At 69.4% G+C, this 19,581-nt stretch carries 12 protein-coding genes; 3 read left to right on the forward strand and 9 right to left on the reverse strand.

Annotation, left to right across the window (positions count from 1 at the left end):
* Window positions 1–57 precede the first annotated feature (57 nt).
* Both glnD and ACESMR_RS17715 read right to left on the reverse strand, forming a co-directional pair.
* The gene (gene glnD / locus ACESMR_RS17710; protein ID WP_373048439.1) at window positions 58–2,661 is read right to left on the reverse strand and encodes a [protein-PII] uridylyltransferase; all 2,604 of its coding nucleotides are present in this window, start codon (window positions 2,659–2,661) and stop codon (window positions 58–60) included.
* Between the two features lie 55 nt (window positions 2,662–2,716).
* On the reverse strand, window positions 2,717–4,399 hold the full coding sequence (locus tag ACESMR_RS17715) for an N-acetylmuramoyl-L-alanine amidase (protein WP_373048440.1): 1,683 nt from the start codon (window positions 4,397–4,399) through the stop codon (window positions 2,717–2,719).
* Window positions 4,400–4,554: 155 nt separating this feature from the next.
* Here ACESMR_RS17715 and ACESMR_RS17720 point away from each other — a divergent pair, with 155 nt between their 5' ends.
* Window positions 4,555–5,133, forward strand: a complete 579-nt coding sequence (locus ACESMR_RS17720; RefSeq protein WP_373048441.1) for a DUF4382 domain-containing protein — start codon at window positions 4,555–4,557, stop codon at window positions 5,131–5,133.
* 72 nt (window positions 5,134–5,205) lie between these two features.
* Here the strand turns inward: ACESMR_RS17720 and mutS are convergent, their stop codons facing one another.
* Window positions 5,206–7,869, reverse strand: coding sequence for a DNA mismatch repair protein MutS (mutS, locus tag ACESMR_RS17725; RefSeq protein WP_373048442.1), 2,664 nt, complete (start codon window positions 7,867–7,869; stop codon window positions 5,206–5,208).
* Between the two features lie 119 nt (window positions 7,870–7,988).
* Here mutS and ACESMR_RS17730 point away from each other — a divergent pair, with 119 nt between their 5' ends.
* Both ACESMR_RS17730 and ACESMR_RS17735 read left to right on the forward strand, forming a co-directional pair.
* Entirely contained in the window at window positions 7,989–9,725 is a 1,737-nt protein-coding gene (locus ACESMR_RS17730) for an ABC1 kinase family protein (protein ID WP_373048443.1), read from the forward strand.
* Window positions 9,726–9,784: 59 nt separating this feature from the next.
* On the forward strand, window positions 9,785–10,264 hold the full coding sequence (locus ACESMR_RS17735) for a YchJ family protein (protein ID WP_373048444.1): 480 nt from the start codon (window positions 9,785–9,787) through the stop codon (window positions 10,262–10,264).
* A 68-nt stretch (window positions 10,265–10,332) separates the two neighbouring features.
* Here ACESMR_RS17735 and ACESMR_RS17740 read toward each other — a convergent pair whose 3' ends face one another.
* The 6 genes from ACESMR_RS17740 to ACESMR_RS17765 all read right to left on the reverse strand — a co-directional run bounded on the left by ACESMR_RS17740 (window position 10,333) and on the right by ACESMR_RS17765 (window position 19,544).
* Complete coding sequence (locus tag ACESMR_RS17740) at window positions 10,333–11,682, reverse strand: TonB family protein (RefSeq protein ID WP_373048445.1); 1,350 nt, start codon at window positions 11,680–11,682, stop codon at window positions 10,333–10,335.
* Between the two features lie 239 nt (window positions 11,683–11,921).
* On the reverse strand, window positions 11,922–12,581 hold the full coding sequence (gene cglE / locus ACESMR_RS17745; protein ID WP_373048446.1) for an adventurous gliding motility protein CglE: 660 nt from the start codon (window positions 12,579–12,581) through the stop codon (window positions 11,922–11,924).
* 36 nt (window positions 12,582–12,617) lie between these two features.
* On the reverse strand, window positions 12,618–14,033 hold the full coding sequence (locus ACESMR_RS17750; protein WP_373048447.1) for an AgmX/PglI C-terminal domain-containing protein: 1,416 nt from the start codon (window positions 14,031–14,033) through the stop codon (window positions 12,618–12,620).
* Between the two features lie 89 nt (window positions 14,034–14,122).
* Window positions 14,123–14,395, reverse strand: coding sequence for a hypothetical protein (locus ACESMR_RS17755; protein ID WP_373048448.1), 273 nt, complete (start codon window positions 14,393–14,395; stop codon window positions 14,123–14,125).
* 231 nt (window positions 14,396–14,626) lie between these two features.
* Complete coding sequence (locus ACESMR_RS17760; RefSeq protein WP_373048449.1) at window positions 14,627–15,970, reverse strand: tetratricopeptide repeat protein; 1,344 nt, start codon at window positions 15,968–15,970, stop codon at window positions 14,627–14,629.
* A gap of 55 nt (window positions 15,971–16,025) precedes the next feature.
* A complete protein-coding gene (locus ACESMR_RS17765; RefSeq protein WP_373048450.1) occupies window positions 16,026–19,544 on the reverse strand; it encodes a tol-pal system YbgF family protein in 3,519 nt (1,172 codons plus the stop codon).
* Window positions 19,545–19,581: the final 37 nt, after the last annotated feature.

Genomic DNA, 19,581 nt, shown 5'->3' on the forward strand with positions numbered 1-19,581 from the left:
GCCAGGCAGGCTGCTGGATTGGCCCGGCCGCGGTTTCGAAGCGGGCGAGGAGGCGGGCTACGGCCCGGTCGGCACGGAGTCGACCGCACCGCGGATCAACGCCTCGATCTCGGCGATCCGCTTCGATTCGACCAGCTTTCCACCCTGGGCGTCGCAGACGTAGAACGAGTCGATCGCCCGGTTGCCCTCCGTGGCGATCCGGGCCACGGCGATGGTGAGCTGCGCGCGGTGGAGCGCCGAGGTGACCGCGTGGAGCAGGCCCCGGCGATCCTCGGCGAAGACGTCGACCACGGTGAAACCGCGGGCGGAGCGGTTGTCGAGCTTCACCTTGGTGGCCACCGGTGGCATGTGGCGGGGCGGCAGGCCCGAGGGCCGGAGCATCCGGCGCAGGACCTCGTCCGAGGTGGTCTCGCCCCGAACGACGCTGCAGAGGTCCCGGCGCGCACCGCGCCAGCGGCCTCGCTCCAGCCGCCCGCCGTGGGGCCCACGCACGACGAAGACGTCGAGGGCGCGGCCGTCGGAGGTGGAGAAGACGTCGGCGCGGAGGATGTCGATCCGGTGGGCGGTGAGCACGCCGGCCACCGAGGCGAGGAGGCCCGGTTTGTCCTCGGCGGTGAGCGCGACGGTGGTGAAGCCGTCGCCGTCCCGCACCGAGGTGGAGAGGGTGCGACCGGCGCCGAGCTCGAGGAGGCGCAACGAACGTGGCGCGTCCTCCGGATCGGCGAAGGCGAAATAGCGCCGCGGCATCCGCGCGAGGAAGCGCTCGGTGCGGTCCGCTGCGAAACCCCGCTCGAGCAGCGCCTCCCGCGTCGCCGAAATCTCCACGGTGGGGAGCCCCTCGCCGTCGAAGATCGACGCCGCCTTGTCGTAGAGCTCCTGCAGCAGCCTGCCCTTCCACGAGGTCCAGGTGCCGGGGCCGACGCTGGCGATGTCCACGTAGGTGAGGACGAAGAGCATGTCGAGCCTGCTGCGATCGCCCATCTGGCGGACGAAGTCGGCGATCAGCTCCGGATCGGAGAGGTCCCGCCGCTGCGAGACGTGGCTCATCAGCAGGTGTTCGCGGACCAGCCACTCCGCATCGGCTGCGTCACGGGCGGGAACACCGAGCCGCTCGCAGACCGCGCGGACCAGATCGGCGCCCTTCTCGCTGTGGTTGCCGCCCATGCCCTTCCCCGCGTCGTGGAAGAGCACGCCCAGGGAGAGCGCCAGCGGGCGCGGGATCTCCCGCGCCACCAGCGAGAGCTGCGGCTCCTGCTCGATCAGGTCGCCGGAGCGGAGCTGGCCGAGGCGCTCCATGGCAAACACCGTGTGAACGTCCACCGTGTACACGTGGTAGAGGTCGTGCTGGTGCTTGGCGGTGACCCTGCCGAACTCGGGGAGGAGCGCGCCGAGGGCGCCTTCGCGGTGCATCTGGCGCAGCCACTGCCCGCGGCCGAGCTTCGAGAAGGCGTCGCGCAGCGCCTCGGTGACCCGCGGATCGGCGCGGACCGTCTCGTCGATTCGCGGCGCCTCCTCGCGCACCAGGTCGCGGGCGTAGGGATAGATCTCGACGCCCATCCGTTCGGCGAGGACGAAGAGCCGCACGAAGAGCGAGGGATCCCGCCAGAGCGCGTCGCGGCCTTCGAGGGTGAGCCGCCCCTGCCAGAGCTTGAGCCCCGGCTCGACGGGCCTGCTCTGCAGCGGCCCTGCCGTGCGCTGCGGCGCGCAGCGATCGACCAGCTCGTCGGCGAGGCGGCGGAGCGCGGAGGCGGCGAGGTAGTAGTCCCGCATGAACTGCTCGACGGCGAGACCCTCCGGATCCTTGTCGCGGTAGCCGAGGGCGTGGGCCACCTGCTCCTGCCAGTGGAAGGTGAGGTGATCCTCCTTGCGGCCGGCGAGGTAGTGGAGCTGGTTGCGGACCCGCCAGAGGAAATCGCGCGCCTCCTTGAGGCGCTCGACCTCGCGGGTGGGGAGCACGCCGCGGACGAGCAGGTCGGTGAGGCCTGCCGCCTTGAAGCGGGCCCGGGCCATCCACAGCGCCGCCTGCAGATCGCGCAGGGCGCCGGGCGATTGCTTGACGTTGGGCTCGAGGAGATGGACGGAGCCGCCGAACTTCTTCCGCCGCTGGCCGAGCTCGCCGATCTTCGCGTCGATGAGCTCGTCGACCTGCTTGGTGGTGAGATCGCGCAGCACCTTGCGCTCGAGCAGCGCGTAGGTGTCGCGGTCGCCGGCGACGTAGCGGCAGTCGAGGAGCGCGGTGCGCGCCGTGTGGTCCTCGGCGGCGATCTGCGCGCATTCCTCCGGCGTCCGGGCGGCGGCGCCGACCTCGAGCTTGCTGTCCCAGAGCGCGGTGAAGAAGGCCTCGGCGATGGGGCGGATCACCTGCTCCTCGACGTCCTGGTGCACGAGCAGCAGATCGATGTCCGAGTAGGGGGCGAGGTCCTTGCGGCCGTAGCCGCCGATGGCGGCCAGCGCGATGCCGGGGGGGTTGCCCCGCTCCGCCAGCACCGCGTCGAAGAGCGCGGTGACCACCTCGTCGAGGAGCTCGGAGGTGGCACGGACGATCTCCCTGCCGGAGGCGCCAGCGGCAGCGCGGGCGCGCAAGCCCTCGCGGCCCTCGTCGAGGTGGCGGCGGAGGGTTTCGATGCGGGCGTGGGGATCGGCGACGGAGCTGGCGTTCATGGCGACGCCACCCTAACAACGCCGGGGGCGGGCTGCACGCCTTCGCCGCGCCTGCTCAGAATACCCCGTTGGTGCCGGTGCCGGACGGGACCTTGCCGCTGGCGATCGCCTCGCGCTCGGCAATGAAACGCCGCACGCCCTCGGCGATGCTGCGGGCGGTCTCCTCCTGGTATTTCTCGGTGCGGAGGCGGTTCTCCTCGTCGGGGTTGGAGACGAAGGCGGTCTCCACCAGGATCGCCGGCATCTTCGCGCCGACGAGCACGAAGAAGAGGGCCTGCTTCACGCCGAGGTCGCGGATCTTCTGGCCCCAGGTGCGGCGCAGCCTGGTGACCATCTCGCCCTGCACCAGGCGGGCGAGGCGGACCGAGTCGTCGGTATTCGCCTTGGTGGCGAGGTCGGCGAGGATGAACTGCAGGTCGCCGATGCTCTTGCTCGACGACGCGTTCTCGCGGGCGGCGAGGCGCATCGCGTAGCGGTCGGAGTTGAGGTTGAGGGTGTAGGTCTCGATGCCGTAGGCCTTGCGGTTGGCGGCTGCGTTGATGTGCACCGAGATGAAGAGATCGGCGTGGTGCTCGTTGGCGAAGCGGGTGCGCTCCTCGAGCTCGAGGAAGACGTCCTTCTCCCTGGTGAGGAAGACCTCGAGCCCCATCGCCTCGAGCCGCTTCTTCAGCTTCCGGGAGATGGAGAGGGCGAGGTCCTTCTCCCGGGTGCCGCGCTTGCCGATGGCGCCGGTGTCCTTCCCGCCGTGGCCGGGATCGATCACCACGCGCTTCACCTTGAGGCCGGCGACGAGGGAGAGCGGGATCTCGCCGCCGGTGGCGTCCTCGAGGGCGGCGAGGCGGTCGCGGTCGAGCTTCTTCTCGGCGGGCTTCTGCTCGATGCGCTTCGCCTCGGCGGGCCTGGGCTCGGTGCGCTTCTCGGGCGCCGCCGGCTGCTCCGGCGGGGCGTCGCCGGTGCGGGCGAGGCGGTCCCGGCGGAGGTCCTCGGCCAGGGCCACGTCCTCGGGGCGGTTGGCGTCGGCGCCCTTCCCGTCCAGCGCGGCGAGGATGTCCACCGCGGAGGGAAGGTTGCCGCCGGCGATGGCCTCGGCCGCAGGGGCGGGTGCAGCGGCCTGCGCCGGGCTGCTGTCTCGCTTTTCGTCTCGCTTTTCCGCTGCTGCATGCTTCGCCGCGGGAGCGGCCTTCGCCTGCTGCGGCGCCGGCTTCTTCTCGGGCTGCTTCACCGCTGCGGCGACCCGCTTCTGCTCCTTCTTCGGCGCAGGCAGCGTCGCGCGGAGCGCCTTCGCCTCCGCCGCCCGATCGCCACGGGGCCAGGACGCGAGGAGCTTGTCCAGCGTCTGCCCGGCAGCGGCGGGATCCCGCTTCTGCTGCAGCTCCGCCGTGTGGAAGAGCGCGTCGTCCGCGAGGGCCGAGCGCGGGCAGGCATCGGCGAGCTTGCGGTAGCGCCGCATCGCCTCCTCGCGATCGTCCTGCAGATAGGAGATCTCGGAGACCTCGTGCCACGCCCGCCCGGCGTTGAAGAGCGCGCCGCAGCGATCGTCGCCGCGCAGCTTCTCCGCCCCGCGGTCGAGGCGCCGGATCACGTCCATCCAGTGGTGCCGGTAGGCCTTTCGCTTCTCGTCCTTGCGGAGCGCGAAGTAGTCGAGCCGGGCCTGCTGGTAGTCCTCCGCGACGCCTGCCAGGGCGGCGGCGGGCGGGGCGAGAAGCGCGAAGAGCAGGGAGAGGACGAGGGCACGCATGCTGGTACGCGACGCTCCCACAGGCGCTATCGGCCGGCAAAAAAGCGATAGCGGCGAGCCTGTGGGAAACGCCCGTCGTCCCCGGGCCGCGATCGGCCGCCCGGTAACCAGCGTGCCTCCCTCTCGTCTGGAGGGGCGAAGGAGCAAATAATCCTATGAGCAAGAACGCACTCTTCCTGGCCAGCACCCTGCTTCTCGCCGCCTGTGGCGGCGGCGGAACGCTCTCGCTCCGCCTCACCGACGCCCCGCCCGACACCGAGAACATGGAGTCGGTCTTCGTCACCATCGGTCGGGTGGAAGCCCACGTCGTCGACCACGACGAGAAGACCCACGACGACGACGCGATGGATCATGCCGCCGACGGCGACAAGAAGTGGCAGACCATCGCGCTGCCCGAGGGCGCCGCCGAGCGCACCTTCGATCTGCTCGCCCTCCAGAACGGCGTGAGCGCCTTCCTCGGCGAGGACGGGGTCGACGGCAAGGTCACGCAGATCCGCCTCTGGATCGACGAGGCCGGCCGCAACGAGGTGCTGATGAAGGACGGCGCCACCTGCGTGATGCAGGTCAAGGACGCCGACAAGCCGGTGAAGATCAACCATCCCTTCAAGGCGATCGCCGTCGACGGCGACGAGCGCGAGGTCACCATCGACATGGACGTGAAGGAGTCCGTGACGATGGAGGGCACGTGCGCCTACACCTTCAAGCCGGTGATCAAGATCAAGAAGGTGAAGTAGGCTTCGATCGACCGAACGATGCGCGAACGCCACCGGCCCAGCGGCTGGTGGCGTTCGTGTTCCTGCCCTCGCTCAGGCCTTGCGCGCCTTCTCCTGCAGCTCGGCGAGCAGCGCCAGCGCCTGCAGCGGCGTGGTCCTGTCGATCTCCACCGCCTGCAGCTGCTCGAGCAACGCGGCGATCCCGGGCGCGGGCCGCTCGGCCTTCGGCGCGAAGAGCGCGAGCTGATCCACCGACGCCTTGCGCGCCCTGCCCTTCCCGGCGAAGACGGCGCGGCCTTCCGGATCGAGCTCGTTCTTCTCGAGGTTGACCAGGATCTCCCGGGCCCGCCCCAGCACCTCCGCAGGCAGCCCCGCGAGCCGCGCCACCTCGATGCCGTAGGAGCGCGACGCGCCGCCGGCGATCAGCTTGCGCAGGAAGATCACCTTCCCGCCCTGCTCGCTCACCGCCACGGTGGCGTTCTTGACCCGGCTCTTCTCCCGCGCGAGCTCCACCAGCTCGTGGTAGTGCGTCGCGAAGAGCGTGCGGGCGCCGACGCGATCGTGCAGGTGCTCCGCCACCGCCCAGGCGATGGAGAGGCCGTCGAAGGTCGAGGTGCCGCGGCCGATCTCGTCGAGCACCACCAGCGATCGCGCGGTGGCGCCGTGGAGGATCGCGGCGGTCTCCACCATCTCCACCATGAAGGTCGACTGGCCCCGGGCGAGGTTGTCGCTGGCGCCGACGCGGCAGAAGATCCGGTCGACGAGGCCGATCCGCGCCCGGGCTGCGGGGACGAAGGAGCCCGCCTGTGCGAGCAGCGCGATCAGCGCCGCCTGCCGGAGCACGGTGCTCTTGCCGGCCATGTTGGGGCCGGTGATCACCACCACCTGGTGGCCCTCGCGATCGAGGTGGACGTCGTTGGGAACGAAGGCCTCGCCGGCCAGCGCCCGCTCCACCACCGGGTGGCGCCCCTCGACGATCTCGAGCACGTCGGAGTCGTCGACCTCGGGCCGCACGTAGCCCCAGTCGGCGGCGATGCGCGCCAGCGAGAGGAGCGTGTCGACGGTGGCGATCGCCGCTGCGGCCCGCTTGATCCCGCCTGCCTGGGAGAGGATCCGCTGGCGAAGTTCCTCGTAGAGCTCGATCTCGCGGGCGACCCGCTTCTCCTCGGCGGTGAGGACCTTCTCCTCGTAGGTCTTGAGCGCCTCGGTGACGAAACGCTCGGCGTTCACCGTGGTCTGCTTGCGGAGGTAGTCCGCCGGCACGAGATGGAGGTTGGAGCGGGTGATCTCGATGAAATAGCCGAAGACCTTGTTGAAGCGGACCTTGAGCGACGAGATCCCGGTGCGCTCCCGCTCCTCCGCCTCGAGGCGGGCGAGGAACTCCTTGCCGCTGGTGGAGAGATCGATGAGCTCGTCGAGGGCGGGGTCCCAGCCCTTCGCGAACATGCCGCCTTCGCGGGTGGTGACCGGCGGCTCGTCGGCGATGGCGCGGCGCAGATCGGCGGCGAGGGGGTCGAGGCCGGAGAGCTCGGGGACGAGGTCGTGGAGGAGCGGCGCGGTGCATCCGCCGAGCTGCTCCCGCAGCGCGGGGAGGCGCTCGAGCGAGAGGCCGAGGGCCCGCAGATCGCGGGCGTTGCCGGCGCGCAGCGAGAGCCGGCCGAGGATGCGCTCGAGATCGGAGAGTTCCTTGAGCAGGCCCGAGAGCTCTTCGCGAAGCACGCCGCGGCCGGCGAGTTCCTCCACCGCGTCGTGGCGGGCGCGGATCGCTTCGAGGTCGAGGAGCGGGTAGAGGATCCAGCGCGAGAGGGTGCGGCCGCCCATCGGCGTGAGGGTCTTGTCGAGGAGGCCGAGCAGCGAGCCCTTCTTCTTGCCGCCCTGCAGGCCCCGCGCGATCTCGAGGTTGTTCACCGTGGCCTCGTCGAGGACGAGGTGCCCTTCCGGATGGAAGACGGTGATCCGATCGACGTGGGCGGCGGTGGTGCCGCGCTGGGTGTCGCCGAGGTAGGCGAGCGCCGCGCCCGCTGCGGCGGTGGCTGCCGGCAGCGGCGTGAGGCCGAAGCCGTCGAGGCTGGCAACGCCGAGCTGCCGCTTGATCCGCTCCTCGGCCCTGCGGGGATCGAAGGCGCTCTCGTCGGGGTGGTCGTGGACGAAGGCCGTGGCGCAGGCGCTGCGCAGCGCCTCCTCGAGGCCGCTGCCGGGAGGCACGATCACCTCCCGCGGCGCGGCGCGGCCGAGCTCGTCGAGGAGGAGCTTGCGATCGCCCACCTCCGCCGCCCGGAACTCGCCGGTGGAGGCGTCGAGGAGCGCGAAGCCGAAGCGATCCTCCAGCGGCACCACCGCAGCGAGGAAGTGGTCGGCGTGGGCGTCGAGGATCTGCTCGTCGAGGACCATGCCGGGCGTGACCAGCTGGGTCACCTCGCGGCGGACCAGGGTCTTCGCCGTGGCGGCGTCCTCCACCTGCTCGCAGATCGCGACCTTGAATCCCTGCTCGATCAGCTTGGCGATGTAGCCCCTGGCGGCGTGGTAGGGGAAGCCGCACATCGGCACCGGGTTGTCGCCCTTGGAGCGCGAGGTGAGCACGATGCCGAGGGCCTGCGAGGCCTGCACCGCGTCCTCGAAGAACATCTCGTAGAAGTCGCCGAGCCGGAAGAAGAGGATGGCGTCCTGGTGCTGCGCCTTCGTCTCCAGGTACTGGCGCATCAGCGGGGTGACGCCGTCGAAGGCGATCTCGGGCGGGGCTGCGGGCTGGGTGCTCATCGGGCGCGCAGCCTACCCGATCCCGGCGCCCTGCCGAAGGCCCTCTCGCCTGCCCGGCCTCCCGGCGGCCGATCCGGCGAATGCGTGCACCGGTACCGGGCCGGTGCTACCTAGGGAGCGTGCGTGTCCCCGTCTTCCGCGACGCCTTCCGCGACCTGAACCGCCTCCGGCAGATCGCCGCCGTGGTGGTGCGCCACGGCTTCGGCGAGTTCCTCGACAGGAGCCGCGCCTGGGAGTCGCTCGGGAAGAAGGTGGAGGTACCCGCCGATCCGGCGGTGGCCTCCAAGGCGACCGCCGCCCGTTTCCGCGACATGCTCGCCGAGCTGGGGCCGACCTTCGTCAAGCTGGGCCAGGTGCTCTCCACCAGGCCGGACCTCCTCCCCGCCACCTGGGTGGACGAGCTGCGCTCGCTGCAGGACCGGGTGCCGCCGGTGGGGATCGAGGCGATCCGCGCGGAGATCGAGGCCTCCCTGGGCAGGCCCGTCGCCGCGAGCTTCTCGTGGATCGAGGAGAAGCCCCTGGCCTCCGCCTCGATCGCGCAGGTGCACCGGGCGCGGACCGCCTCTGGCGAGCTGGTGGTGGTGAAGGTGCAGCGGCCGGCGATCGAGGAGAAGATCCGCTCCGACGTCGCCATCCTCTACTACTTCGCGCAGCTCCTCGAGGCGGTGGTGGAGGAGACCGGCCTCTACGGCCCGGTGGGGATCGTCGAGGAGTTCGAGCGATCGCTCTCGGAGGAGCTCGACTTCGTCCACGAGGCGGAGAACGTCCGCGCCTTCTGGGAGCGTGCCGCGGAAAGGCCGGGCCTGCGGGTGCCGCAGGTCCACGACGAGCTCTCGGGGCGGCGGGTCCTCACCCTCGAATACCTCGAGGGCCCGAAGATCACCGAGGCCTGCCCGCCCCACGAGCCGAAGAAGCTGGCGCGGACGCTGATCGAGTCGGGCTTCCGGCTCCTCTTCGAGGAGGGGATCTTCCACGGCGATCCGCACCCGGGGAACCTGCTCGTCCTCGAAGACGGCAGGATCGGCGTCCTCGACTTCGGGCTGGTGGGGCGGCTCACCCCGCAGATGCAGGAGACGATCGTCCTGCTCGTGATCGCGGTGGCGCTGCGGGACGCGGACTCCGCGGCGCGGCTCATCTACCGGGTGGGCCTTCCCGATCAGCGCACGAACCTCGCCGCCTTCCGGGCCGACATCGACGGGATCCTGCGCCGCTACCTCGGGCGATCGCTCAAGGAGGTGCCCTCGGCGCAGGTGATGCGGGAGCTCCTCGATCTCACGGTCCGCTACCACATCCGGATCCCGAAGGACTACGCGCTCCTCGCCAAGGCGGTGATGACCACCGAGGGGATCGTCCGGGCGCTCGATCCGGAGCTCGACCTCCTCACCTTCGGCGTGCCCTACGCCCGGGAGCTGCTCCAGGGGCGCTTCGACCCGGCGGCGTTGCTGGGAATGGGCACGCCGATGAAGTCGATGCTGCGCCTCTCGACGGTGCTGCAGGACGTACCCACCCAGCTCTCGCAGATCCTCCTCGATCTCGAAGGGGGCAAGTTCACGGTGCAGGCCCGCTCGCCGGAGGTGCAGCGGATCGAGGGCGCCATCCGCGGGATGGGCGTCACCGTCTTCCTCGGCCTGATCGCATCGGCGCTGGTGATCGGCGCGTTCTTCTCGCTGGCGCGGATCGACTGGCTGGTGGGCGGGCGCATCCCCTTCGCGGTGATCGTCGCTGCGGTGGGGCTCCTCGGCGCCGGTGCGCTCTTCTGGGCGGCCTTGAGCTGGTCGGCGATGCAGGGGCGCTTCCGCAAGATCCGCCTCTCCCGCTGGCTGGGGCGCGGGCGGGGCCGGATCGGGCGGCGCTGAAAGCGGGAAAGGCGCGCTCGCCCATTGCGCCGCGCCACCCACTCGTCGTAGGAGGCGCCATGGCCTGTGTCTGCGGAAACGAAGGAAGCTACGAGACCTGCTGCGCCCCCTACCACCGGGGCGAGGCGCTGCCCCCCACCGCCGAAGCGCTGATGCGCTCGCGCTACAGCGCGTACGTGAAGGGGGAGATCGACTACATCCTCCAGACCCACGATCCGGAGACCCGCGAGGTGGCGGATCGCGAGGAGATCGAGCGCTGGTCCCGCGAGGCCGACTGGAAGGGCCTCGAGATCCACCGGGCCAGCGGCGGCCCCGGCGACGAGAAGGGCGAGGTGGAGTTCACCGCCAGCTGGCGCGAGGCGGGCCGGGATCGCACCCACCGCGAGTGCTCGCACTTCCGGCCCGGCGAGGGCGGCGGCTGGAATTACGTGAGCGGCCACCAGGTGCAGGTGCCGGTGGTGGCTGGTCCGAAGACCGGCCGCAACGATCCCTGCCCCTGCGGCAGCGGCAAGAAGTTCAAGAAGTGCTGCGCCGCCTGATCCAGCCCCTGGCCCGTGGCGCCTCTCACCACCGGTACGCATACCGGCGGTGAGAGGCCTCCTCGCCTTCAGCTGCCGGCGGCGCGGAAGATCCAGGGGTAGCTGACCACCACCTCCCCGCCGCCCTTCGGCGCCGGGAAGCGCCAGCGCTGGATCCTGCCGACGATGCAGCTGCCGACGGCGCCGTCCCCCACCGAGTCCTCGGTGACGTGGGCCACCGAGACCCCGCCGGTGCCGTCGATGGTGAAGAGCACCGCCACCTTGCCCTGGAGCGAAGGGTCGCGCTGGAGCGCCTGCTCGTAGCAGTGGCGGATCTGCGCCCACTTCGACCGGATCACCCTGCCGATCACCTCCTTGTCGAGGCCGCCGACCACCCGGGTCTCGCCGGGGAGGATCCGGGTCGGCATCTTGCCGCCGGCGCCGAGCTCGAGGCCGCCGCCGCCCGGCCCGTTGCCGAGGGCACCGGTGCCGATGCCGCCGAGGTGCAGGCCGTCGCCACCGCCGCCGGGGCCCACGCCTCTGGAGCCGAGGGCGCCGACGCCGTGGGCATCGCCGAGCCCGTGGCCGCCCTGGAGCCCACCGAGGGCCTCGTTGATCCCCTGCCCGAGGCCGCTGCCGGAGAAGAGCTCGCCGCTGGCGGCGCCGGCGCCGTCGAGGAAGCGGAGGATGCCGCTTTGCAGCGCGAGCGCACGGTCCCGCTCCCGCTTGCGGCCCGGGTGCCGGGAGCGGGCCTTCGGCTCGACCTCCTTCACGTCGAAGCGGCCGATCCGCCCCTCCTCCGCCGGCGCCTTTGGGGCCGCCGGGCGGGCGAAGTCGGGTTTCGGCAGCGGCTCCTCCTGCTTCGGCAGGTAGACGACCTGCCGCCGTCCCTCGGCGAAGAGCGCGTCACCGAGCGCCACCTCGCCCCGCGGCGTGACGCCGATGGCGGCGAGGAGGAAGCCCGCCCCCATCGCCGAGAAGGAGAGCGCCCGGGCCCAGGCCAGGTCCACGGCGCCACCGCTGCGACCGCTGCGCTCCACCGCGGCGCCGAGCCGCAGGGAGATCGCGAGGGGGCCGATCCGGATCACCCCCTGCCCCGCTTCGCCGAGGAGAAGCGGCCCGGCGCAGGCGCTGCCCACGCCGTCGCTCCAGGCCTCGAGCCTGCCGCCAGGCGGGGCGACCAGCTCGACGCCGCCGGCGACCCTGCGGGCCACCACGTGGCGCCCCTCCACCGGTGCGGCGATGGTGCAGCCGGGCAGGTCGCCGACGCTCACCTCTGCATCGGCGGCATGCACCGCCTCGAGGAGCTGGTCACCCCACCCGACGGCGATCTCCAGCACCACCCGCCCGCCTGCAGGCACGGCGCTGCCCTCGCCAAACCAGAAGCTGGCTGCGTCCCTGCCCCGCTCGCCACCACGTGGCGCGATCGTCTCGTTCATGGATCCTCCGGAAGGCACGCCGCCCAGCGAGGGCGCGCACCGGCGCAAGACGGCGGCCCCTCGAGGGCCCCCTTCGATTTCTCGTCTGCGCTGCTCCGGAGCAGCGGGCGGCGGCGCTCCCACCACCCGATCGATCGGACAACCACCAGCGGATGGAGGTTCCCCGCCCAGGAACGAGAAAACCCCGGCTGCACGGGGCAACCGGGGCTTTCTCGTTCACCGGCCTTTCGGCCGGCGGATCAGAACGTGTACTTCACGCGGGGGGCGACGGAGAGCCCCATCGCCTCGGTGCCGAGGAACATGCGGCCGGCGATGTCGAGGCCGAGCGAGAAGTGGTCGAACTGGGTCGCCCACTCCGCACCGAGACCGGCGCCGACCAGCGGCACCGGGCCGTCCTTGCCCGCGAAGGCAACCGGCTCGAGGAAGCCCACGCCGCCGAGGAGGCGACCGGTGAGCATCAGCCGGGGCGCGACCTGGTAACCGTAGAGGGCAGAAGCCTCGATCAGGTGCGCGCTCCAGTTGTTCGACAGGACCGTCGCCGCCCCGGTCTCCGGGTCGATGGTGCTGTCCTGGCAGGGAACCGCCGCCGCCTCGTTGTAGAGGTCGCCGAAACACGAGCCGGCAGAGGTGCCGATCGCGTAGCCAGCGCCCAGCGAGAAGAGGTGGTCACCCTGGGCATAGAGGTCGTAACCGGCGCCCAGGTGGAAGTACACCTGTGCGTCGGACGGGCTCTTGCCATTGCCCCCCATGGTGAAGAAGGCGCCGAGGTCGGTCTCCGTGAAGAAGCCGCGGCGGATCTGGGTGGGAACACCCTGCATCGGAGTGGCCGCCTGGGCCACCGCGGGCACGAGGACCGCGATGGCGAGGGCGACGGAAAGAAGAGGCCGGAGAAGCTTCATGGCTGTCGTCGTTGCCTTCACGAAAGGGGGACGGGATTACTCACCGGCAGCGCGGAACACCCAGGGATACGTCACGATCACCTGGCCGCCGCCCTTCGGCTCCGGGAACTTCCAACGACGGATGCGCTGGGCCATGCACCGCGAAACCGCGCCGTTGCTGCCGACGCTGTCCTCGGTCACGGATGCATCCGCCACACCGCCAGAGCCGTCGATGGTGAACATCACCGAAACCTTGCCCTGGAGGTTGGGATCCTTCTGCAGCTCGCGCTCGTAGCAGTACTTGATCTCGTTCCAGTGGCGACGAATCACCTTGCCGATGACCTCCTTGGAGAGGCCGCCGACGACGGTGGTCTTGCCCGGAATGATGCGGGTCGAGCCCTTGCCCTTGCCGCCGAGATCGATCGAGCCGTAACCGCCACGGCCGCGACCGCCACCCTTGGTGCCCAGGCCGCCGAGGCCGAGGCCGGTACCGCCGCCACCGGGGCCGGTGCCACGGGAACCGAGGCCGCCGACGCCGTGGGCGTCACCCATGCCGGCGCCGCCCTGGAGGCCACCGAGCGCGTTGTTGATGCCGGTGCCGAGGCCGCCGGGACCGAAGACGTTCGACGCGGCGCCGTCGTCGGGGCCCATGGCGCCGAGGAGGCCGGCGGAGAGCACCTTCTTGCGGTCCTCTTCGCGCTTGTTCGCGTCGACCTTGGGGGCGCCCTTCTTCGAAGGATCGGCGTCTTCCTTCTTCGCCTCCTTCTTGCCGAACTTGCCCTCGTCGTCCTTGGCCTTGGCGCCTTCCTTGAGGCCCGAGAGGTCGAGCTTCTTCTTCTGGGGCTCGGGCGCCTTGAGGATGAGCTTCGTGAACCGGTTCTGGTTCTTGAAGAGGTCCTCGGCGAGGAGCTCACCGGCAGGCGGCGTGACCAGCATCGCGGCGAGGATCACCGCGTGGATCATCACCGAGACCGAGAGCACCTTGGTGAAGTAGAGGTCGATGCCCTCGAAGAAGCCGGACTTCATCCGCGCCGCGGGCTTGGTGAAGCGCACCACGAACTCGATGGTGCCGACCTTCATCCGCGCCCGGTCGTTGAGACCGATGCTCGCGCTGGAACCGGCGTTCTCGTCCTTGCCACCGCGGCGCACCACGATCTGGCCGCCGTTGGGGGCGGTCAGGTTGGCGCTGTCGCCGGAGATGGTGGCGAGGACGTGGTTCTCGACGCCCTCGGCGTAGACCTGGAAGTTGTTGCCCTGGGCGCCGCCGATCTTGACCGACCCGCCTTCGAACTGGGTCGCCTCGATGATGGCGTCGCCCCAGATCAGGGCGACCTCGAGCGCCCGGTTGCCGCTGGTCGGCCGGAGCTCATCGGGAAGCTCTTCGTAGAAGAGCGAAGCGGCGCTGCGGCCCTTCAACCCACCGAGAAGGGAACGCTTGCCGTCACCACCTGCTGCCTTCTTCAACTCGATCATCTAGCCCCTCGCGGCCTGCGGCGCGCCTCGACTCGCGCGCGGCCAAACGGCTTGACCAAGGCTCGTGGCGCGCCGGGCGCCGTCGAACCTCAGAGGTTGTCTACGCTCTTCTGCAGCTCGGGAAGGAAGTTCTCCCGCATCTGGATCAGGGACGAGAACGACGTCCTCTTACGGGCCATGCCGTACGTACCCTCGGGCTTGGTGAGCTCACCTTCGAGGGTCACGTCGTTGAAGTCGACGACCGTCTTCTTCTTGTAGACGACCTTGTCGGCTTCCTGGATGACCGTGTCCTGGGCCTGGGCGACGCCGCCGACCGCGAGAATGCCCGTCGCCAGAAGTGCCGCAACCACGAACCGCTTCATCGCTTCCTCCACTGCGCCATACCGTGCTGCCAGCAGGCAGCAGGGCCGGTGGACCGAACCAGCCACCGGTCACCGCCCGCTTCGACAACGGAACGGCGCCGGGAGTTCCGAGCTCCTCGACGAGCCGGGAACCGCAAAAAACACCCTTGTTTGGGTCAGGTGGGCAGTCTACCTGCCCACCGACCTGCTGCCAACCCCTACCCCCGCGCACCGCGGCGGCAGGGGCTGTGATCACTCTGCGGGAGCCGGGGCGGGGGCCTCGGTGGCCTCCGCTTCCGCATCCGCGTCGGCTGCGGCGTCGCCTTCCAGGGCGGCATCGCCCTCTTCCGGCATCGCCTCGCCCTGGGGCATCTCCTCGCCTTCGGGAGCCTGCTCGACGCCCTCGAGGAAGTCGGTGTTGCCGGCGTCCTCGCTGTCGCCACCGGTGCGGAGCTTCGGCTCCTCCGGCTCGGGCTCCGCGGCCTGCTGCGCAGCGGCGCCTGCCTGGATCTTCATGTCGATCACCTGGAGGCGCTGCTGTGCCGTCTCACGACGCGGGAGGTCCCCGGGGAGCGACAGGTAGCTCTGGAAGAGCTGCTTGGACTTGTTCAGATCCTTGAGGGGCCCGTAGTAGAGCTCGGCCATGCCGAAGACTGCCTCGGGGTGGTTGCCCCGGAGCTGCGTCACCTTCTCGAAGGACTTCACCGCCTCGGGGGCCTTCTTGAGGCCGGTGAGGGCGAAGCCGTCCATCAGATGGACTTCGTAGTTGTTCGGCTCGAGCTCCGCCGCCTTGATGAAGGAGGTGTGGGCCGCCTTGTAGTCGCGGAAGGCCAGGGCCACCGCGCCGACGTTCATGTTGCAGCTGTAGCAGGCCGGATCGAGCTCCACTGCCTTCTGGAACTGGCCCAGGGCCTTGCGGCGATCGTCGCTCTGGAGCGAGATCATGCCCAGGTTGTTCCACACGCCGGCGTCCTTCTCGTCGAGCTTCTTGGCTTCGACGAGAACGAACTCCGAGAGGCGGTAGTTGCCCTGGTCGTAGTAGACCAGGCCGAGGTTCTTGTAGGCCTCGGGGTTCTTCGGCGTGCGCGACAGCAGCTTGCGGAGCGCACCGACGGCCTCGTCGTAGCGCTTCTGCAACCGGTAGACGACGGCGACGTTGTTCAGGTAGTCGACGTCGAACTCGTCCGCCTTCAGCGCCTCCTCGTAGAGCTTCGCCGCGTCGGCGAGGCCGCCCCGCTGCCGGAGAACCCGGCCGAGGTTGAGGATCGCGCCCTTGTGCTGCGGGTTCGCCTGCAGCGCGCTGCGGTAGGACTGCTCCGCGCCGCCGAGATCGCCCTTCTCCTCGGCGATGATGCCGAGGTTGTAGTGGGCGTTGGCGAGGGAGGCGTCCTTGCCCGCTGCCTTCGCAAAGGCATCGCGGGCCGCGTCCCAGTTCTTCTCGTTCATCGCCGCCACGCCCTTGGTGAAGAGCTCCTCAGCGGTCTCTTCCTTGGGCTTGACGATCTCCGTCACCTTGGGCTTCGGCGGCGGAGCGCTGGCGCAGGCGGCTGCCAGCGAACCGGCGAGAACGGCCAGGAGAATCTTGCTCGTACGCATGTTGGTCGGTCCCGTGGGGCGGGCGCGTCTCCACGCCCGCCCTCGATACGCTCGGTTACTTGGCAGCGGCCTCGTCGAGAATCAGCGTTCCGCTCTTCTTTTCCGGAGCGGGCGCCGCCTTCTCGTCGGCCGGCTTCTCCTCCGCCTTGGCGGCGTCAGCCACGGGCTGCGCCTCGGCGGGCTTCTCCGCATCGGCCTGCACGGTCTTCTTGTCGAAGGCCGAGCCGAAGGTGGCATCCAGGCTGGTGGCAGCCGGAGCGCCGGAGAAGAACTCGGAGCCGGTGAAGCTCACCTGGCGGATCTCGCCGTACTCGCCCGGCTTGAACCGGTTGAGGGCGTCCTGCGATGCGAGCGTGAACTCGTTGTAGACGTTCAGCTCGTAGGACTTGGCGAGGGCCTTCTCGTAGGCCTCGATGGCCTTCTCTTCCAGTGGGAAGGCGCGGTTCTCGAGCTCGCTCCGGTACATCATGAGCTGCTCGTCGTCCAGGCCCACCGGATCCGGCGAGTCGAGGAAGTTCCGGGCGAAGTCCTGGTACATCATGCCGATGCGGGTCAGGGCTGCGATACCCCAGTCGCCGGAGCCCACCGCGAGGACGTCGGCGTAGGCCTTCTCCATCTCGGGCGTGGTCTTCACCTTCGCCTGGAGCTGCTTCTTCAGCGTGCGGACGTTGTCGAACTTGACGTTCACGTACGCCTTCCACTTCGGCTCGAGCATCACGAAGAGCGAGTGGGCGTAGGCGTCGATGTAGTCGATGTTCTTCTTGTCCTTGGCCGAGATCTTCGGGAACTCCTTCGCGCAGACCTCGAGGACCTTCGCCGCCTCGCCGGCCTTGCCCAGCTTCTGGAGGGCGAGGGCCTGCTTGTAGCGGGCGTAGAAGACGGTGCCTGCAGACGCGGACTTCTCGTAGTTCCTGACGAACTCGCCGAAGGCAGCCTCCGCCTTGCTCCAATCCTTCGACTTCTCCCGGATGAGGGCGATGTTGAAGGCCAGGGTCTCGGCGGGGATGCCGTCCTTCATCTTGGCGTAGCGCTCGATGTACTCGCGGTAGAGCGCGATCGCCTCGTCGTAGCGGCCCAGACCCTCGGTCCAGAGCGCCGCGTTGTAGAGGGCGTCGGACGCGCGGCGGGCCTCTTCGGCCTTGGCCTTGATCACGTCCTCGGGCTTCTTGAGGTTCGGCTTCTTGTCGCCTTCCCTGGCGCGGATGCCGACCGACTCCTCCCACTCGTAGGCGTAGCGCTTGTAGTACGCGGCGGCCTTGGTGAAGTCGGCGGTGCGCTCGTAGAAGCCGGCGAGGGTCAGCATCGCCGGGGCCTTGTGCTCGCTGGTCGCGTACTCGGTGAGGATCTGCTCACCGACCTCGATACCGCGGTCGAGCTCCTTGGCCTCCTCGAAGATGATCATCGCGTAGCGGAGGGCCTGCGCTGCGTACTGCGACTTCGGGAATTCCTTCACGAAGTCCTTGAACATGTTGGCCGCTTCCGCCTTCTTGCCGTCCTTCTTGTAGACCACGAGGTCGATGTACTTGTACTGCGACCCTTCCATGATCTTCGCGAGCTCGGTGGTCCACTTCTGGCCAGGGCGGGCGAGCTTCTTGTTCTCGTAGAACGCGCGGGACAGGCGGGCCAGGTCGTACCACTCCTCCTTCACCTCGAGGATGTTCAAGGAGAGGTCGGCGGCCTTCTGCGCCTGGGGATCGGTCGGCCACTTCAGGATGATGTCGCCGAACCGGTTGGCGGCCTCGGTGAAGTGCTTGCGATCGTAGTAGATGAACGCGGACTTGTAGCGGACGTTGATCTCGTCGCTGTCCGGGATGCGGTCATCCTTGGCGGCGATCTCGGCGTACCGGTCGCACGCCGCGATCATCTTCTGCTCCCACTTCGGGATGGCCTCTTCCTTGACGTCCTTGGAGATCGTCGAGGCGCTCACCCGCTTGGTGGTCTTCGCGCGACCCTTGCTCTTGTTCTCGTCGACCTTCTGGTTGTCGGCGAGCTTCGACCGCTCGAGCTCACCCTTGTCGATGGCGATGAGCTTCTCGTAGGCGAGCAGGGCGTTGTACGCGGCGGTCTTGCTGTAGGAGCCTGCAGGATCCTTGGCGTAGGTCAGCTCGTACTGCTCGGCTGCGTCTTCCCACTCCTCCAGGGTCCAGAGGATTTCCGCGTAGTAGTAGCGGAGGTTGTAGGCGTAGTCCGAGTCGGCGAACGAGTCGAGGTAGTCCTTGTAGATGCCGGCGGCGAGACGATAGGTCTTCACTTCCTTCGTCTTCTGCGCCTCCTGGTGGTAGTCGGTCACCAGCTCGCGCATCGCGCCTTCGGTCAGGTCGTACGCCGAGGCGATCGCCGCCTTGTTGTTGGCGTTGGCAACGGCCCAGGCGGAGCCCGGCTTGTAGTTGCCGACCAGGACCTTCATCTGCTCGACGACCTTGTCGCGCTCGCGCATGTCCTCGTACGAGCGAACGATGTTCGACTGGTACTCGGGGGCGCGCGGGTCGTTCGGCTCCTCGTCGATGAGGAGCGCGTAGGTGTCGATCGCGAGGTCGGACCGCTTGTCGCCGAAGTACTTGCCGGCGAGGCGCGACATGTAGTCGCGGGCCTTCTCACGCGAGGTGACGCTCTTGTAGTAGATGTTCGCCTTCTGCACCTCGCCCAGCTGGGACCAGGTGAGGACCATGTCGCGGAGCGCTTCCCACTTCAGCGCCACCTCGTTCTTGGTCTTGGCTGCCTCGGAGCGGGTCACCACCTCCTGCAGCTTCTTCAGCGAGCCCTCGTAGTCACCCGCGTTGAAGGAGCACCAGGAGAGCTTGTAGAGCGCGAAGTTGTAGATGCGCGGCTCGTTGACGCTGGCCTGGAGCGCCTTCTCGTAGGCGGCCTCCGCCTTCGCCAGCTCGTTGGCGGCGAAATAGTGCTCACCCATGGCGACGTAGGCGTCGCCGGCGAACTGCGAGTTCGGGTACTGGGTGACCAGGTCGCGGTAGCGCGCGATCGAGCCGTTCTTGTCGCCCTTCTCGTAGAGGTTCACGGCGAGGGCGAAGAGCACCTCGTCCTTGCGCATGTACGTGGGCGAGTCCTTGAGGATCTGCTCGTAGAGGCGCAGGGCCTCCGCGCGGTAGAGCTCGGACTGGTGGTTGTTGATCTTGGGCTCGGCGCCGCAGGCATCGAGGCCCTTCGCGTCCTGGCACTCGCGGAAGCTCACCAGCTTCTTGTCGAGCTCGCCCCACTCCTGGAAGTAGTAGTACTTCGACTTCTCGATCCAGAACTCGGCGAGCTGGAAGAGCGCGTCGCTCTTCTGCGGACCGGGCTGCAGGCGGGCGATGATCGCCTTGAGCTGCTCGATCGCTTCGTCGCGCTTTCGGTCCGCCTCGGCGGTCCGCTTGCTCTCCTCGAGCTGCGGCCTGCCGCCGGTGAACTCGGCGGGACCGGTGCGCTCCTGCTCGGCGGGCGCCTCTGCCTTGGCGGCATCCGCATTCTTGCCGCCGCCCTTGTTCGCCTGGGCAGCGGGGGCCGCACCGGCAACGCCGGGACCGCCGATGGAGACGAGGCTGGCGGCAACCGCCAGCACACGGAACATGGACTTCATCTAAATCCTCCAGGACCCGCGCACCCCACGGGGTGCG

Origin of the sequence: Vulgatibacter sp. (assembly GCF_041687135.1) — a bacterium.
In the GTDB taxonomy this organism is placed as follows: Bacteria; Myxococcota; Myxococcia; order Myxococcales; family Vulgatibacteraceae; genus JAWLCN01.

Bases quoted from the DNA above. Each gene is read 5' to 3' on its own strand.
- ACESMR_RS17715 (WP_373048440.1), bottom strand. From the start codon at position 4,399: ATGCGTGCCCTCGTCCTCTCCCTGCTCTTCGCGCTTCTCGCCCCGCCC.
- ACESMR_RS17755 (WP_373048448.1), bottom strand. From the start codon at position 14,395: ATGAAGCGGTTCGTGGTTGCGGCACTTCTGGCGACGGGCATTCTCGCG.
- ACESMR_RS17760 (WP_373048449.1), bottom strand. From the start codon at position 15,970: ATGCGTACGAGCAAGATTCTCCTGGCCGTTCTCGCCGGTTCGCTGGCA.
- mutS (WP_373048442.1), bottom strand. From the start codon at position 7,869: ATGAGCACCCAGCCCGCAGCCCCGCCCGAGATCGCCTTCGACGGCGTC.
- ACESMR_RS17750 (WP_373048447.1), bottom strand. From the start codon at position 14,033: ATGATCGAGTTGAAGAAGGCAGCAGGTGGTGACGGCAAGCGTTCCCTT.
- glnD (WP_373048439.1), bottom strand. From the start codon at position 2,661: ATGAACGCCAGCTCCGTCGCCGATCCCCACGCCCGCATCGAAACCCTC.
- cglE (WP_373048446.1), bottom strand. From the start codon at position 12,581: ATGAAGCTTCTCCGGCCTCTTCTTTCCGTCGCCCTCGCCATCGCGGTC.
- ACESMR_RS17735 (WP_373048444.1), top strand. From the start codon at position 9,785: ATGGCCTGTGTCTGCGGAAACGAAGGAAGCTACGAGACCTGCTGCGCC.
- ACESMR_RS17765 (WP_373048450.1), bottom strand. From the start codon at position 19,544: ATGAAGTCCATGTTCCGTGTGCTGGCGGTTGCCGCCAGCCTCGTCTCC.
- ACESMR_RS17740 (WP_373048445.1), bottom strand. From the start codon at position 11,682: ATGAACGAGACGATCGCGCCACGTGGTGGCGAGCGGGGCAGGGACGCA.
- ACESMR_RS17720 (WP_373048441.1), top strand. From the start codon at position 4,555: ATGAGCAAGAACGCACTCTTCCTGGCCAGCACCCTGCTTCTCGCCGCC.